The 14,293-nt window shown below is 61.7% G+C and carries 12 protein-coding genes; 9 read left to right on the forward strand and 3 right to left on the reverse strand.

From position 1 onward, the window contains the following. The first annotated feature begins 30 nt into the window (after nucleotides 1-30). The 3 genes from patD (at nucleotide 31) to AC2CGQ_RS00585 (ending at nucleotide 4,632) form a co-directional block, all read left to right on the forward strand. Nucleotides 31-1,455 carry an aminobutyraldehyde dehydrogenase gene (gene patD, locus AC2CGQ_RS00575; RefSeq protein WP_049186757.1) on the forward strand — a complete coding sequence of 475 codons (1,425 nt, stop codon included), beginning with the start codon at nucleotides 31-33 and terminating at the stop codon, nucleotides 1,453-1,455. An 85-nt stretch (nucleotides 1,456-1,540) separates the two neighbouring features. Continuing rightward, entirely contained in the window at nucleotides 1,541-3,451 is a 1,911-nt protein-coding gene (locus AC2CGQ_RS00580) for an NAD(P)-binding protein (RefSeq protein ID WP_047025586.1), read from the forward strand. Then, complete coding sequence (locus AC2CGQ_RS00585) at nucleotides 3,448-4,632, forward strand: c-type cytochrome (RefSeq protein ID WP_075684918.1); 1,185 nt, start codon at nucleotides 3,448-3,450, stop codon at nucleotides 4,630-4,632. The genes AC2CGQ_RS00580 and AC2CGQ_RS00585 overlap by 4 nt, the downstream gene beginning before the upstream one ends. Nucleotides 4,633-4,669: 37 nt before the next feature. Here AC2CGQ_RS00585 and hmpA read toward each other — a convergent pair whose 3' ends face one another. After that, the gene (hmpA, locus tag AC2CGQ_RS00590; protein WP_342579244.1) at nucleotides 4,670-5,860 is read right to left on the reverse strand and encodes an NO-inducible flavohemoprotein; all 1,191 of its coding nucleotides are present in this window, start codon (nucleotides 5,858-5,860) and stop codon (nucleotides 4,670-4,672) included. A gap of 357 nt (nucleotides 5,861-6,217) precedes the next feature. Between hmpA and glyA the strand changes: the two genes are divergently transcribed. After that, nucleotides 6,218-7,471 carry a serine hydroxymethyltransferase gene (gene glyA, locus AC2CGQ_RS00595; RefSeq protein WP_004941389.1) on the forward strand — a complete coding sequence of 418 codons (1,254 nt, stop codon included), beginning with the start codon at nucleotides 6,218-6,220 and terminating at the stop codon, nucleotides 7,469-7,471. Nucleotides 7,472-7,627: 156 nt separating this feature from the next. Beyond that, complete coding sequence (locus AC2CGQ_RS00600; RefSeq protein WP_484593385.1) at nucleotides 7,628-8,773, forward strand: 3-phenylpropionate MFS transporter; 1,146 nt, start codon at nucleotides 7,628-7,630, stop codon at nucleotides 8,771-8,773. Here AC2CGQ_RS00600 and csiE read toward each other — a convergent pair whose 3' ends face one another. Then, nucleotides 8,774-10,039, reverse strand: a complete 1,266-nt coding sequence (gene csiE, locus AC2CGQ_RS00605) for a stationary phase inducible protein CsiE (protein WP_484593386.1) — start codon at nucleotides 10,037-10,039, stop codon at nucleotides 8,774-8,776. It lies immediately after the preceding gene. Between the two features lie 181 nt (nucleotides 10,040-10,220). Here csiE and AC2CGQ_RS00610 point away from each other — a divergent pair, with 181 nt between their 5' ends. Continuing rightward, nucleotides 10,221-10,856: a DUF1007 family protein gene (locus tag AC2CGQ_RS00610; RefSeq protein WP_131165066.1), complete on the forward strand. Its 636-nt coding sequence runs from the start codon at nucleotides 10,221-10,223 to the stop codon at nucleotides 10,854-10,856. After that, nucleotides 10,847-11,869 (forward strand): nickel/cobalt transporter, encoded by a 1,023-nt coding sequence (locus tag AC2CGQ_RS00615; protein WP_484593387.1) that lies wholly within the window; start codon nucleotides 10,847-10,849, stop codon nucleotides 11,867-11,869. The genes AC2CGQ_RS00610 and AC2CGQ_RS00615 overlap by 10 nt, the downstream gene beginning before the upstream one ends. Before the next feature lie 57 nt (nucleotides 11,870-11,926). On the opposite strand, the gene suhB is transcribed toward AC2CGQ_RS00615, so the two are convergent. Then, the gene (suhB, locus tag AC2CGQ_RS00620; protein WP_004941400.1) at nucleotides 11,927-12,730 is read right to left on the reverse strand and encodes an inositol-1-monophosphatase; all 804 of its coding nucleotides are present in this window, start codon (nucleotides 12,728-12,730) and stop codon (nucleotides 11,927-11,929) included. A gap of 119 nt (nucleotides 12,731-12,849) precedes the next feature. Here suhB and trmJ point away from each other — a divergent pair, with 119 nt between their 5' ends. Then, nucleotides 12,850-13,584, forward strand: a complete 735-nt coding sequence (gene trmJ, locus AC2CGQ_RS00625) for a tRNA (cytosine(32)/uridine(32)-2'-O)-methyltransferase TrmJ (protein WP_015378781.1) — start codon at nucleotides 12,850-12,852, stop codon at nucleotides 13,582-13,584. Nucleotides 13,585-13,777: 193 nt separating this feature from the next. Continuing rightward, nucleotides 13,778-14,272, forward strand: coding sequence for a Fe-S cluster assembly transcriptional regulator IscR (iscR, locus tag AC2CGQ_RS00630; protein WP_004941404.1), 495 nt, complete (start codon nucleotides 13,778-13,780; stop codon nucleotides 14,270-14,272). Nucleotides 14,273-14,293 lie beyond the last annotated feature (21 nt).

Genomic DNA, 14,293 nt, shown 5'->3' on the forward strand with positions numbered 1-14,293 from the left:
TTACCCGACCTCTGACAAAAGGATAACCCTATGCAAAGCCAACTGTTGATTGACGGCCAACTGGTGAATGGCCAGGGCGCGACCCAGCCGGTGTATAACCCGGCGACCGGCGAAGTGATCGCGCAGGTGGCGGAGGCCAGCCCGGAGCAGGTCGATCGTGCGGTGCTGGCGGCGGACGCCGCGTTCGCCGCCTGGGGGCAAACCACGCCGAAGGAGCGCGCCGAGCATCTGCTCAAGCTGGCGGATCTGATCGACGAGCATGCCGAGACCTTCGCCAGGCTGGAGTCGCTCAACTGCGGCAAGCCTTATCACTGCGTGCTGAACGACGAGCTGCCGGCGGTGGCCGACGTATTTCGCTTCTTCGCCGGCGCCAGCCGCTGCCTGACCGGCATGGCGGCCGGTGAGTATCTGGCCGGACACACCTCGATGATCCGCCGCGATCCGCTCGGCGTGGTGGCCTCGATCGCGCCGTGGAACTACCCGCTGATGATGGCGGCCTGGAAACTGGCGCCGGCGCTGGCGGCGGGCAACTGCGTGGTGATCAAGCCTTCGGAGCAGACGCCGCTGACCACCTTCAAACTGGCCGAACTGGCCGCCGGGCTGTTCCCGCCGGGCGTGCTCAATGTGCTGTTCGGGCGCGGCGCCAGCGTCGGCGATCGGCTGACCGGGCATGACAAGGTGCGCATGGTGTCGCTGACCGGGTCGATCGCCACCGGCGAGCACATCATCGCCCACACCGCCGCCGGCATTAAACGCACCCATATGGAGCTGGGCGGCAAGGCGCCGGTGCTGGTGTTCGACGACGCCGATCTGCAGCAGGTGGTGGACGGCATTCGCGGTTTTGGGTTCTACAACGCCGGCCAGGATTGCACCGCCGCCTGCCGCATCTACGCGCAGAAAAGCATTTATCCCGAGCTGGTGAAGCGGCTGGGCGAGGCGGTGGCCAGCCTGAAGATCGGCGCGCCGGACGACGAGAGCACCGAGCTGGGGCCGTTGATTACCGCCCAGCATCTGGAGCGGGTGGCCGGTTTTGTCGAGCGAGCCAAAGCGTTGCCGCATGTGCAGGTGGTCACCGGCGGCGAGAAGGTGAAGGGGCCGGGCTACTATTTCCAGCCGACGCTGCTGGCCGGCGCGCGCCAGGACGATGAGATCGTGCAGCGCGAAGTGTTCGGCCCGGTGGTGACGGTGACGCCGTTCGACGACGAAGAGCAGGTGCTGGCCTGGGCGAACGAATCCAACTACGGATTAGCCTCGTCCGTGTGGACCCGCGACGTGGGCCGTGCGCATCGCTTAAGCGCCCGCCTGCAATACGGCTGCACCTGGGTGAACACCCACTTCATGCTGGTAAGCGAGATGCCGCACGGCGGCCAGAAACTGTCCGGCTACGGCAAGGATATGTCGATGTACGGGCTGGAGGATTACACGGCCATTCGTCATGTGATGTTCAAACATTGATTTTACAATAATTATCCGCACAATAGCGCGGCCTTTGGGCCGGCCCCGGCCGGCCGATGATAATAAAAATTGAAAGGAAGCCTATATGGGTATCACCAGACGCGATTTTCTCAACGGGGTGGCGATCACCATCGCCGCCGGGTTGACGCCGCTGCAAATTCTGCGCGCGTCACCGCAAACCGCCAATCAAACCCTGTACTACCCGCCGGCGCTGACCGGGCTGCGGGGTAACCATCCGGGCTCGTTCGAGCATGCGCACCAGCTGGGGCGCGACGGCAAAACCTTTGATTTCGGCAGCGTGCCCGCCGTTGAAGAGTTCGATCTGGTGGTGGTCGGCGCCGGCATCAGCGGGCTGGCGGCCGCCTGTTTCTGGCAGCAGCTGAAAGGCGAGCGGCAGCGCATTCTTTTGATCGACAACCACGACGACTTCGGCGGCCATGCCAAGCGCAACGAGTTCAACAGCGACGACGGCATGCTGCTCGGCTACGGCGGCAGCGAATCGTTGCAGTCGCCGCGTTCCAACTTCAGCCCGGTGGCGATGGGGCTGCTGCGCAAGCTCGGCGTCGATATCGACCAACTGGAACAGGCTTTCGACACCACCTTCTACCCGGATTTGAATTTGAGCCGCGGCGTTTACTTCGATCGCAAAAACTTCGGCGTCGACAAGGTGGTGAGCGGCGATCCGGGGCGCACGGTGGCGGACGACATTCCGCGCGATCGCCTCAACGGCCGCTCTTATGAAGCGTTCATCGGCGATTTCCCGCTGCCGGAAAGCGATCGCCAGGCGCTGATCGCGCTGCACACGGTGGAGAAGGATTATCTGCCGGAGATGACGCTGGAGCAGAAGGTCGAATGGCTCGATACCCACAGCTATACCCAGTTCCTGCGCGAGAAGGTGGGCCTGAGCGAACTGGCGATCCGCTATTTCCAGCAGACCACCAACGACTTCCAGGCGGTGGGCATCGACGGCACCTCGTGCAGCGATGCGCGCATCTGCGATCTGCCGGGCCTTGACGGCATGAATCTGCCGCCGCTGGACGAAGAGTCGCAGGCGGATCTCGACGATCCTTACGTGTTCCACTTCCCGGACGGCAACGCCACGCTGGCGCGCCTGATGGTGCGCCAGCTGATCCCGGCGGTGGCGCCGGCCGGCAAGGACATGAACGATGTGGTGCTGGCTAAATTCGACTACAGCCAGCTCGATCGGCCGGAGTCGCCGGTGAAGCTGCGTTTGAACAGCACCGGGCTGCACGCGGCCAACGTCGGCGACAAGGTGGAAGTCACCTACATGACCGGCGAGAAGATGACCAAAGTGCGCGCCGGGCAGGTGGTGATGGCCGGCTACAACATGATGATCCCGTATCTGGTGCCGGAGATGGCGCACGAGCAGCAGGAGGCGCTGAAGCAGAACGTCAAGGCGCCGCTGGTGTACAGCAAGGTGGTGATCCGCAACTGGCAGCCGTTCATCAAGCTGGGCGTGCACGAGGTTTATTCGCCGGCCGCGCCGTACAGCCGCGTGAAGCTGGACTATCCGGTGAGCATGGGCGGCTATCAGCACCCGCGCGATCCGGATCGGCCGATCGGCCTGCATATGGTGTATGTGCCGACGCTGCCGGGCAGCGGCCTCAGCACGCGCGAACAGTCGCGTAAAGGGCGCGCGCTGCTGCTGGGCACGCCGTTCGAAGTGCACGAACAGATGATCCGCGAACAGCTGCAGGGCATGCTGGGCGAGGCCGGTTTCGATCATCAGCGCGACATTCAGGCGATCACCGTCAACCGCTGGTCGCACGGTTACTCCTACTTCCTCAACGGGCTGTTTGACGACGAAGACGAAGCCAAGAAAATCATCGAAACGGCGCGGCAGCCGATCGGCAAGATCGCTATCGCCAACTCCGATGCCGACTGGAGCCCGTACGCCAACTCGGCGATCGATCAGGCGTGGCGCGCGGTTAACGAACTGGCCTACGGCAAGGTTGCCGCCAAGGAGGGAGCATGAGTCTGCGTTCGCTGTACCTGTTGAGCCTGTTGGCCGCCGGCGGCTCGGCCCAGGCGATGTCGACCGGGGAATACGTCGCCAAAGCCGGTGACTGCACCGCCTGCCATACCGCGCCGGGCGGCGCCGAATTGGCGGGCGGCATGAAGTTCCCGACGCCGCTCGGGGCTATCTACGCCACCAACATCACGCCGGACAAGTTGCACGGCATCGGCGCTTACTCATTCGAAGAGTTCGATCGCGCCATGCGTCAGGGGATCGCCAAAGACGGTCACCGGCTTTATCCGGCGATGCCGTACACCTCGTACGCCAAAATGAGCACGGAAGACATGCGCGCGCTGTATGACTATCTGATGAACGAGGTGCCGGCGCAGAACGTCGCCAACCGCGACAGCGACATCACTTGGCCGCTGTCGATGCGCTGGCCGCTGGCGGTGTGGAATCAGCTGTTCCACGACGACCAGCCGTATCAGGCGGATCCGCAGCAAAGCGCCGAGTGGAACCGCGGCGCCTATCTGGTGCAAGGCGCAGGCCATTGCGGCAGCTGCCACACGCCGCGCGGCTGGGCGATGCAGGAGAAGGGCCTGGACGGTAAGGAGCCGGTGTTCCTGAGCGGCGCCGAGCTGGACGGCTGGTACGCCTCCAATCTGCGCGGCCTGCCGCCGGAAGAGGTGACGGCGCTGCTGAAAACCGGCCGCAGCCGCCATGCGGCGGTCGCCGGGCCAATGAGCGAGGTGGTGACCCACAGCACGCAGTACCTCAGCGACGGCGATCTGAACGCCATCGCGGTGTACCTGCGCAGCCTGGCGCCGGACACCGCCGCCAAACCTGCCTCATCTGCTGCGCAGGCGGATAATTCGGGCGGCAAGGCGACCTATGCGATGTACTGCTCGACCTGTCACGGCAATCAAGGTGAAGGCACCGACTTCGCCATTCCGGCGCTGGCGGGCAATGCCACGGTAACGGCGGATAATCCGCTGACCGCGCTGCGGGTGGTGCTGGAAGGGGCGCATACGCCGATCACGCAGCAGGCGATGGCGTTCGACATGCCGGCTTATGGCTGGGCGTTGAACGATCGTCAAGCGGCCGATCTGATGAGCTATCTGCGGGGAAGCTGGGGCAACCAGGCGGCGCCGGTGACGGTGCAGCAGGTGCAGGACGCGCGCCAACTGCAGGAGAAATGAAGGGGGAGCGCGGTCTGACGGCCGCGCTCCGCACGCATTACAGCACCTTATGCGGGCCGAAGCATTCGTAGTGGATGCGTTCGGCCTCTACGCCCATCTCCAACAGCTGTTTGCCCACGAACTGCATGAAGGCCACCGGGCCGCAGAAGTAATAGTGCATTTGCGGATCGGCCAGGCTGCCTTGCAGCGCGCTCAAATCCATCAATCCGCGGCTGTGGTAGTCGCGGCCTTCCACGTCATCGGCGCCCGGCTCGCGGTACCACACATGGCGGCTCAGATTCGGCATGCGCCCGGCAATATCCGCCACTTCATCGGCAAAGGCGTGCACGCTGCCGTTTTCCGCCGCGTGCAGCCAGTGGACCTGCGCCTGATGTTGGCTGTCGTGCAGGCTGTTGAGCATGCCGAGCATTGGGGTTTGGCCGACGCCGGCGGAGATCAGCGCCACCGGCGTGGTCGGCGTCACGTCGAGGAAGAAGTCGCCGTGCGGCGGGGCGATGTCAATCACGTCGCCTTCCTGCGCCTGCTGGTGCAGGTAGTTGGACACTTTACCCTGATCTTCACGCTTCACCGCGATGCGGTAGAACTCGCCGTTCGGCGAGGTGGTCAGCGAGTACTGGCGAATTTCCTGATGTTCCAGGCTGTCGTGCTTGATGTAGACCGCCAGGTATTGCCCCGGTTTGAAGTCCGCCACCCGGCCGCCGTCCACCGGCGCCAGCACGAAGCTGCAGATCACGTCGCTCTGCGGCTGCTTCTTCAGAATGCGGAATGCGCGCAGATCGCGCCAGCCGCCGTTGTCGGTTTCGCTCTGCTGATAAATCTGCTCTTCACGCTGAATAAACACGTTGGCCAGCACGCCGTAGGCTTTGCCCCAGGCGTCCAACACTTCCTGACCCGGGCTGAACATTTCGTCCAGCGTCGCCAGCAGGTGGCCGCCGACGATGTTGTACTGCTCCGGCTGGATATTGAAGCTGGTGTGCTTCTGCGCGATGCGCTCCACCGCCGGCAGCAGCGCCGCCAGGTTCTCGATGTTGGCGGCATAGGCGCAGATGGCGTCGAACAGCGCCTGACGCTGATCGCCGTTGCGCTGATTGCTCATATTGAAAATGTCTTTCAATTCCGGGTTGTGGGCGAACATGCGATCGTAAAAGTGGGCGGTCAGCTTCGGCCCGGTTGCTGCCAGCAGGGGGATGGTGGATTTCACGGTGGCGATGGTTTGGCTATCCAGCATGGGAGCGCTCCTTGGGTTGGGATCTTGACGAGAATTTTAATGATGCATTTTAAATGCATCTTATTGGGTTCCGCGCCGCTTGTAAATACCCTTGTTTTCGTTGCGGTGTTCTTCGAGCGTCGATCGCGCTCACAGAACATGAAAAAAGCGCATTGTTCGCATGAGGAAATGTCCGTTGATAAACGGCAGCGTTTCGCGGATCAAAGCCTTGCGCCGCCTTATGCCAATCGTTTGCGTAAAAACCTCTGTCAAGACCTATCTTCGGTAGGGCGAAACGGTTTACACTGTGGCCCAGACCCCAAACGGGTAGTTATTTGGTGATTTTTTAGTTAGCTGATTTAAGTCAGGAGATGCCGGATGTTAAAGCGTGAAATGAACATTGCCGATTACGATGCGGAACTGTGGCGTGCCATGGAGCAGGAAGTGGTGCGTCAGGAAGAGCACATCGAGCTGATCGCGTCTGAGAACTACACCAGCCCGCGCGTAATGCAGGCTCAGGGTTCCCAGCTGACCAACAAATACGCTGAAGGCTATCCGGGCAAGCGTTACTACGGCGGCTGCGAATACGTGGATATCGTTGAGCAGCTGGCTATCGACCGCGCCAAAGAATTGTTCGGCGCCGATTACGCCAACGTGCAGCCGCACTCCGGCTCCCAGGCTAACTTCGCCGTGTACACCGCGCTGCTGCAGCCGGGCGACACCATTCTGGGCATGAACCTGGCGCACGGCGGCCACCTGACCCACGGTTCCCCGGTTAACCTGTCCGGCAAACTGTATAACGTGGTGCCTTACGGCATCGACGACAAAGGTCAAATCGACTATGACGATCTGGCCAAACAGGCGCAAACCCACAAGCCGAAAATGATCATCGGCGGCTTCTCCGCCTACTCCGGCGTGGTTGACTGGGCCAAAATGCGCGAAATCGCCGACAGCATCGGCGCTTATCTGTTCGTCGACATGGCGCACGTGGCCGGCCTGATCGCCGCCGGCGTGTACCCGAACCCGGTGCCGCACGCGCACATCGTCACCACTACCACCCACAAAACCCTGGCGGGCCCGCGCGGCGGCCTGATCCTGGCGAAGGGCGGCGACGAAGAGCTGTACAAGAAGCTGAACTCCGCCGTGTTCCCTGGCGGCCAGGGCGGCCCGCTGATGCACGTGATCGCCGGCAAGGCGGTGGCGCTGAAAGAAGCGATGGAGCCTGAGTTCAAGGTTTACCAGCAGCAAGTGGCGGTCAACGCCAAGGCGATGGTGGAAGTGTTCCTGCAGCGCGGCTATAAAGTGGTCTCCGGCGGCACCCATAACCACCTGTTCCTGCTGGATCTGGTCGACAAGAACCTGACCGGTAAAGAAGCTGACGCCGCCCTGGGCCGCGCCAACATCACCGTCAACAAAAACAGCGTGCCGAACGATCCGAAGAGCCCGTTCGTTACCTCCGGCGTGCGTATCGGCACCCCGGCCGTGACCCGTCGCGGCTTCAAAGAAGCCGACGTGCGCGAACTGGCCGGTTGGATCTGTGATGTGCTGGACAACATCAACGATGAAGCCACCATCGAACGCACCAAGAAGAAAGTGCTGGATATCTGCGCCCGCCTGCCGGTTTACGCCTAATCCCGCTTTCGCCTGACAAAACCCGCTGCGGCGGGTTTTTTTATGGCCGCTTGCGGCAAACTGTGAGCTGCCTGGCACTCTAACGCATTGAAGTGGAATGAAGATTGCGGGCCGGTGTGAGCTCTGTCAAAGTATTGCCCTCACACCGGAGGGATCATGGTTCTGCAATCCACGCGTTGGCTCGCGCTCAGTTATTTCACCTACTTCTTTTCCTACGGCATCTTCTTACCGTTCTGGGGCGTGTGGCTGAAAGGCGAGGGCATCGCGCCCGAAACCATCGGCATATTGCTCGGCGCCGGTTTGGTGGCCCGCTTCCTCGGCAGTTTACTGATTGCTCCCCGCGTTAAAGATCCCTCTCATCTGGTTTCCGCGCTGCGCCTGCTGGCGCTGCTGACCCTGGCTTTCGCGGTTGGCTTCTGCTTCGGCAACGGCTGGGGCTGGCTGATGCTGGTGATAGCGGGCTTCAACCTGTTCTTCTCACCGCTGGTGCCGCTGACCGACGCGCTGGCCGCCACCTGGCAAAAGCAGATCCGCATGGACTATGGCCGGGTGCGGCTGTGGGGCTCGCTGGCGTTCGTCATCGGCTCGGCGCTGACCGGGCAACTGGTGGCGGTGTGGGGCCATAACGCCATTCTCTACAGCCTGATCTTCAGCGTGCTGGCGATGCTGCTGGGCATGCTGCTGAAGCCGAGCGTGATGCCGCAGGGCGAAGCGCGTACGCACGGCGGGGCCGAACGTTCGCTGTGGGCGCTGTTGAAAGAAGGGCCGGTCTGGCGCTTCCTGCTGTGCGTCACGCTGCTGCAGGGGGCGCACGCCGGTTACTACAGCTTCGGCTCCATTTACTGGCAGGAGGCGGGCTATTCGGCCTCGACCATCGGTTATCTGTGGTCGCTGGGCGTGGTGGCGGAAGTGATTATTTTCGCCAGCAGCAACGTGCTGTTCCGCCGCTGGAATGCGCGCAACCTGCTGCTGCTTTCCGCCTGCTGCGGCGTGTTGCGCTGGAGCCTGATGGCCTACAGCACCGAGCTGGGTTGGCTGCTGCTGATCCAGACCCTGCACTGCGGCACCTTCACCGTCTGCCATCTGGCGGCGATGCGCTTTATCGCCGCGCGCCAGGGGCAAGAGGTGATCCAACTGCAGGCGGTGTATTCGGCGCTGGCGATGGGCGGCGGTATCGCCGTCATGACGGTCATTGCCGGGTTCCTGTTCGAACATTGGCAGGGCGGGGTGTTCTGGGTGATGGCGGCGGTCGCGGTGCCGGCCTTGTTCATCCGGCCGCCGGCGGTCAGCGTCAGCCGGTGATTAAGGGGCTTCCAGCAGCGCGCGGATGGCCTGGCGCTGGCGGTTTTCCAGCGGCAGTTCGGTATAGATCAGCGGCGGGTGCGGAGCGCTGTGCACCGCCGCGTAGGGGGTGATCACCAGCGTGACGCCCTGCGGCGCGCCGCCGCACAGATAGTCGCTCAGCGGCAGATACTTGATGTTCAGCGGCAGCAGCGTGAGCTCGCGGATCTGATATTCCACTTCCTCTTCCAGCTGCGGATTGTCCAGCGTCAGCAGCAGCACCTGTTTTTCCTGCAGCGCGTTGTCCTGCATCAGCCAGGCGCCGAAGCTGATGGCCACCAGGCCCGCCTCCTCGTTGGAAAAATGCACGCCGTACTCCTGCTCCAGCGGTATCAGCGCTTCCTGTGTGGTGCGCATCAGCCGCGGGTATTTGCGCACCACGTCTTCCAGCAGCATATTGTCGATGCCGATGGCGAAACGGCAGCGCTCCAGCGCCGGCGCCAGGTGGGCGAACAGCTGGCTGACCAGCTCGGCCTTGCTGCTGAAGGCCATGCCGGAAAGTTGCTGGAAACGCTCGACCATGCTGCCGATCGCCGCCATCAATCTCTGCTCTTGCGCCGAGTCATTGCTGTGGTAGCTGTGATTTTTCAACAGGGTGAAGGTCAGCGCTAAAAAATCGCGCTCGTCCGCCTGCGGCGGCTGGTTAAACAGCCGGTTGCAGGCCTGATGCAGCCAGGCGGCGGCTTGCTGTTCCGGCTTTTGCCGCAGCCAGTCGCGCTGAACGGCGTCGAAACGCGGATGGCGCTGCAGGCGATTTTGCCAGGCGCAGTAGAGCAGATAATGCTGCAGGAATTGGCGGTCGCGCGCGTCGAAGTGGTGGTTGAGCAGCGGCTCGCAAGCATCTATCACTTGAGCCAGCTGCGACGCCGACCCGGCATCGGCCGCCAGCGCCAGCCGCAGGCGCGGGGCGAAGTCGCTTTCGACGAACTGCGGGCTGCAGCGCAGGGCCCGCCGCAGCCAATGGATCAGGCACAGGCGTTGGTCGAGCGCGCTGCCCCGCAGTTGGTAGCCATGGTCGGGATCGACGGCGATCTCCAGATGGTGGAAACGCTGGATTTCACTGGCCACCTCGGCTATATCTTGCCGGGTTATCGGGGGGGCGACGCCATTGATTCGGCTTAAGGTCTCCAGCTGTAACTCGGGCTCCGGCGTGTACAGCATCAGCAGCAGATGACAGCGCCGTTGTTGTCCGGAGAGCTCGGGCACGGGAGAGGTGTCCAGGCTCATTATCACCTTCCGGCATAAGGGTTGCGATTATGCCTAAGCATAGCAAAAGGCTTTGTAACGTCAGGATGACAGCGTGGCTTTTACTTCGGCTTACAACTTTCGTCACAAATATCGCCGGGAGAGGCGGGCCGTTCGGTAGTTATTTGTGTTACGTTATAACAAATGCAGGTAAGACAGGATAATGATGAAGTTACGTCGTCTTTTGGCTGCCCTCGGCGCCGTGTTCAGCGCTGGAGCGGCCGCTCATCCGCACAGCTTTATCGACATGAACACCACCTTCGTCGCCAAAGACCAGCGGCTGGTTGGCCTGAAAATGGTGTGGGTGATGGATGAAATCACCTCGGCGGATCTGCTCTACGATGCGAAAAACGCCAAGAGCGATTCGGAAGTGTGGAAAAAGCTGGCGGCGGAAGTGATGGCCAACGTGCTGGGGCAGCACTATTTCACCGATCTTTACCGCGACGGCAAGCCGGTGAAATACCTGAACTTGCCCAGCGAATATCACCTGTCGCGCCAGGGCAACCAGGCGGTGCTGGAGTTCGTGCTGCCGTTGGCCGAGCCGCAGCCGCTGGCGGGCAAGCCGTTCGAGCTTTCTACTTACGATCCGACTTATTTCGTGGATATGACCTATAAAGACCAAAATGCGCTGCATCTGCCGCCGGAGATGGCGCAGCTGTGCAGCTACAAGCTGATGACGCCGAAGCCGAATGCGTCGCTGCAGGCCTATGCGCTGTCGCTCGACAAGAACGACTCGCCCGGCGAAGACCTGGCGCTGGGGCAACAGTTTGCCCAGCGGGTGACGCTGCAATGTCGCTAAATTTCTCGCCACCGACGACAAGCCGACGCCACTGGGCCTTTGGCCTGTGGCCGCTGCTGCCGTTCACGCTGGTGCTGGCGGCCGCCGCGCTGCTGGCGTGGCACTACTGGCCGCAGCTGCTGATGCAGAGCGTGGTATGGCAAAAAGCGCTGCATCAACAGATGGCGGGGCTGTTGCAGCAGGTGAAGGCCGCGCCGCAGCAGGCCGGGCTGGCGCTGATGCTGTTCAGCCTCGGTTATGGCGTTTTGCATGCGCTTGGGCCCGGCCACGGTAAAGTGGTGATCGCCACCTATCTGGCTACCCACCCGGCGCGGCTGAAAAGCAGCCTGAAGCTGACCTTCGCCGCGTCACTGGTGCAGGGGCTGGTGGCGATCGCGCTGGTCACGTTGGTGCTGGTGGTGTTGCAGCTCTCTTCGCGCCAGCTGCACCAAAGCAGCTTTTGGCTGGAGAAAGGCAGTTTTATTCTGGTGATGCTGCTTGGCGTACTGCTGAGTTGGCGCGCGCTGAAACGTCTGTTTGCGGCGATCAAGGCGATGCGCCCGGCACCGGCGCTGCGCATCAACAGCCTGACGCCGCTGGCGGCGGATCATGTCCACAGCGCCAATTGCGGCTGCGGCCACCGGCATCTGCCGAGCGACAGCGAGCTGCAGGCGGGAAGCGATTGGCGCACTCAGGCCGCCATCGTGCTGGCGATGGGCATGCGTCCCTGTTCGGGGGCGATTTTGGTGCTGCTGTTCTCCAAGGTGATAGGCGTGTTTGGCTGGGGCGTGATCTCCGCGCTGGCGATGGCGTTCGGCACCTCGTTGACCATCTCCATGCTGGCGCTGCTGGTGCATTACAGCCGCCGGCTGGCGGTGCGCCTCAGCCGTTCGCGCGCGCCCGCCGCCTGGAGCGCGGTGGCCTGGGGGGCGTTGGCGCTGGCCGGTGGCTTGATCCTGCTGGCCGCCGGGCTGCTATTGTACGTCAGCGCGCAGCCGGAATTCGGCGGCGGCATCCGCCCCTTCTCCCGCTAACGGGCATAAAAAAAGCGCTGCATCGGCAGCGCTTTTTTTTCGGTTCGCTTCTGGCGATTAACGCTTCAGCGCTTCGCTCAGTTCTTCACGCATGGTGGCCAGCATGGCTTTCACCACGCGCGGGTTGCCTGCGACCACGTTGCCGGAGCTGAAGTGGTTGTGGCCGCCGACGAAGTCGGTGACCAGGCCGCCGGCTTCACGCACCAGCAGTTCGCCCGCAGCGAAGTCCCACGGCTTCAGGCCGATTTCGAAGAAACCGTCCACGCGGCCGGCGGCGACATAGGCCAGATCCAGCGCAGCGGAACCGGTGCGGCGGAAGTCCGCGCACTGGGTGAACAGTTTGCCGACGATGTTGATGTAAGGCGTGGCGTGCTGTTTGACTTTGAACGGGAAGCCGGTCGCCAGGATGGTGCCATCCAGATCTTTGGCGTTGGTGCCGCGCAGACGGTAACCGTTGAGCTGTGCGCCCTGGCCGCGCGTGGCGGTGAACAGTTCGTTGCGCATTGGATCGTAAACCACGGCCACTTCAGTACGGCCTTTGATGCGTACGGCGATGGAAACGGAGAAATGAGGGAAGCGTTTGATGAAGTTTGCAGTGCCATCCAGTGGATCGATCACCCATTGCACATCGCGATCTTCGCCGATCAGCTCACCGCGTTCTTCGCTCACGATACTGTGTTGCGGATAAGACTTGCGGATGACGTCGATGATCAGATGCTCTGCATCGCGATCGACGTTGGTGACGAAGTCATTGGTCCCTTTCTGGCTCGCTTCTACAGCGTCCGGGGTTTCGTAGTTTTTGGCAATCAGGTTACCGGCCTTGCGCGCAGCGCGCACGGCGATAGTCAGCATCGGATGCATGGGTATCTTCCAACTAGGATGTTAAAGAACAGGAAACGGCGCGAAGTATAGCAGCTGTTCGGCAAATTGCCTACGGCTGTGTTAAGATGCTGCGATTTTCCGCCACGCTCAGAGTTTGTATGCTGCACAATATCCGCATTGTTCTGGTAGAGACTTCACATACCGGCAACATGGGCTCGACCGCCAGAGCCATGAAAACCATGGGTTTAACCAACCTTTATCTGGTTAATCCGCTGATCAAACCCGATTCTCAGGCCATCGCCCTGGCCGCCGGCGCCAGCGACGTGATCGGCAACGCCACTATCGTCGATACCCTCGATGACGCCATCGCCGGCTGCAGCCTGGTGGTGGGTACCAGCGCACGTTCTCGCACCTTGCCGTGGCCGATGCTGGAGCCGCGCGAATGCGGCGTGCGCGCGGTGCACGAAGGCGAGCACGCGCCGGTGGCGCTGGTGTTCGGCCGCGAACGCGTCGGGCTGACCAACGATGAATTGCAAAAGTGCCACTACCACGTTGCCATTCCGGCCAACCCGGACTACAGCTCGCTGAACCTGGCGATGGCGGTGCAGATCCTGGCGTACGAAGTGCGCGTGGCTTACCTCGATCGCCAACAGGCGGGCGCGCCGCAGTTGGAAGAGACACCGTATCCGCTGGTGGACGACCTCGAGCGTTTCTATCAGCATCTGGAGCAGACGCTGCAGCGCACCGGTTTCATTCGCCCGTCGCATCCGGGCCAGGTGATGAACCGTCTGCGTCGGCTGTTCACCCGCGCGCGCCCGGAAGGGCAGGAGCTGAATATCCTGCGCGGCATGCTGACGTCGATCGAGAAACAGGATAAACATCAAGGTAATTAATTGATGTGGCATCACGGTGGGCGACAATAGTATTAGTTATCCAAAGGTTATAACATGTATTTTATATACCTTTGTTCTTGCTAAGTTCAAAACGTGCTAATACTTGAGTTAATTACTGGGTTAAATAGTTGACTGTTTTACTCGGGAATGTCAGACTTTCGGCCATATTTGACCAACAGGTAACCATTGAGCTATGAGACTGACATCCAAAGGCCGTTATGCCGTAACCGCTATGCTCGACGTAGCGCTGCATTCTCAGGAAGGGCCGGTGCCACTGGCGGACATTTCCGAACGCCAGGGTATTTCGCTCTCTTATCTGGAACAATTATTCTCCCGTCTGCGCAAGAATGGCCTGGTGGCCAGCGTGCGCGGTCCGGGCGGTGGTTATCTGCTGGGTAAAGACGCGGGTGAGATCGCCGTTGGCGCTGTCATTACTGCTGTCGATGAATCGGTAGATGCAACCCGTTGCCAGGGCAAAGAAGGCTGTCAGGGCGGCGATCGCTGCTTGACCCACGCCCTGTGGCGCGATCTGAGCGAGCGCATCAGCGGGTTCCTGAACAATATTACGCTGGCAGAACTGGTCAACAACCAGGAAGTGCTGGTGGTGGCGGATCGTCAAAACAACGATACGCGCCGCACGGCCAACGGCCGTCCGCAAGAAACTATCAACGTTAATCTGCGCGCATAAGCAGCTGGCGAAATTATTTTA

The organism is Serratia sp. DFXYC6, from assembly GCF_057196085.1.

What these genes read in the sequence shown, in the direction of transcription:
- csiE (WP_484593386.1), bottom strand. Translation starts at nt 10,039, where the DNA reads ATGAGCCTGGACACCTCTCCCGTGCCCGAGCTCTCCGGACAACAACGG.
- hmpA (WP_342579244.1), bottom strand. Translation starts at nt 5,860, where the DNA reads ATGCTGGATAGCCAAACCATCGCCACCGTGAAATCCACCATCCCCCTG.
- trmJ (WP_015378781.1), top strand. Translation starts at nt 12,850, where the DNA reads ATGCTGCACAATATCCGCATTGTTCTGGTAGAGACTTCACATACCGGC.
- AC2CGQ_RS00585 (WP_075684918.1), top strand. Translation starts at nt 3,448, where the DNA reads ATGAGTCTGCGTTCGCTGTACCTGTTGAGCCTGTTGGCCGCCGGCGGC.
- patD (WP_049186757.1), top strand. Translation starts at nt 31, where the DNA reads ATGCAAAGCCAACTGTTGATTGACGGCCAACTGGTGAATGGCCAGGGC.
- AC2CGQ_RS00600 (WP_484593385.1), top strand. Translation starts at nt 7,628, where the DNA reads ATGGTTCTGCAATCCACGCGTTGGCTCGCGCTCAGTTATTTCACCTAC.
- suhB (WP_004941400.1), bottom strand. Translation starts at nt 12,730, where the DNA reads ATGCATCCGATGCTGACTATCGCCGTGCGCGCTGCGCGCAAGGCCGGT.
- AC2CGQ_RS00580 (WP_047025586.1), top strand. Translation starts at nt 1,541, where the DNA reads ATGGGTATCACCAGACGCGATTTTCTCAACGGGGTGGCGATCACCATC.
- AC2CGQ_RS00615 (WP_484593387.1), top strand. Translation starts at nt 10,847, where the DNA reads ATGTCGCTAAATTTCTCGCCACCGACGACAAGCCGACGCCACTGGGCC.
- AC2CGQ_RS00610 (WP_131165066.1), top strand. Translation starts at nt 10,221, where the DNA reads ATGATGAAGTTACGTCGTCTTTTGGCTGCCCTCGGCGCCGTGTTCAGC.
- glyA (WP_004941389.1), top strand. Translation starts at nt 6,218, where the DNA reads ATGTTAAAGCGTGAAATGAACATTGCCGATTACGATGCGGAACTGTGG.
- iscR (WP_004941404.1), top strand. Translation starts at nt 13,778, where the DNA reads ATGAGACTGACATCCAAAGGCCGTTATGCCGTAACCGCTATGCTCGAC.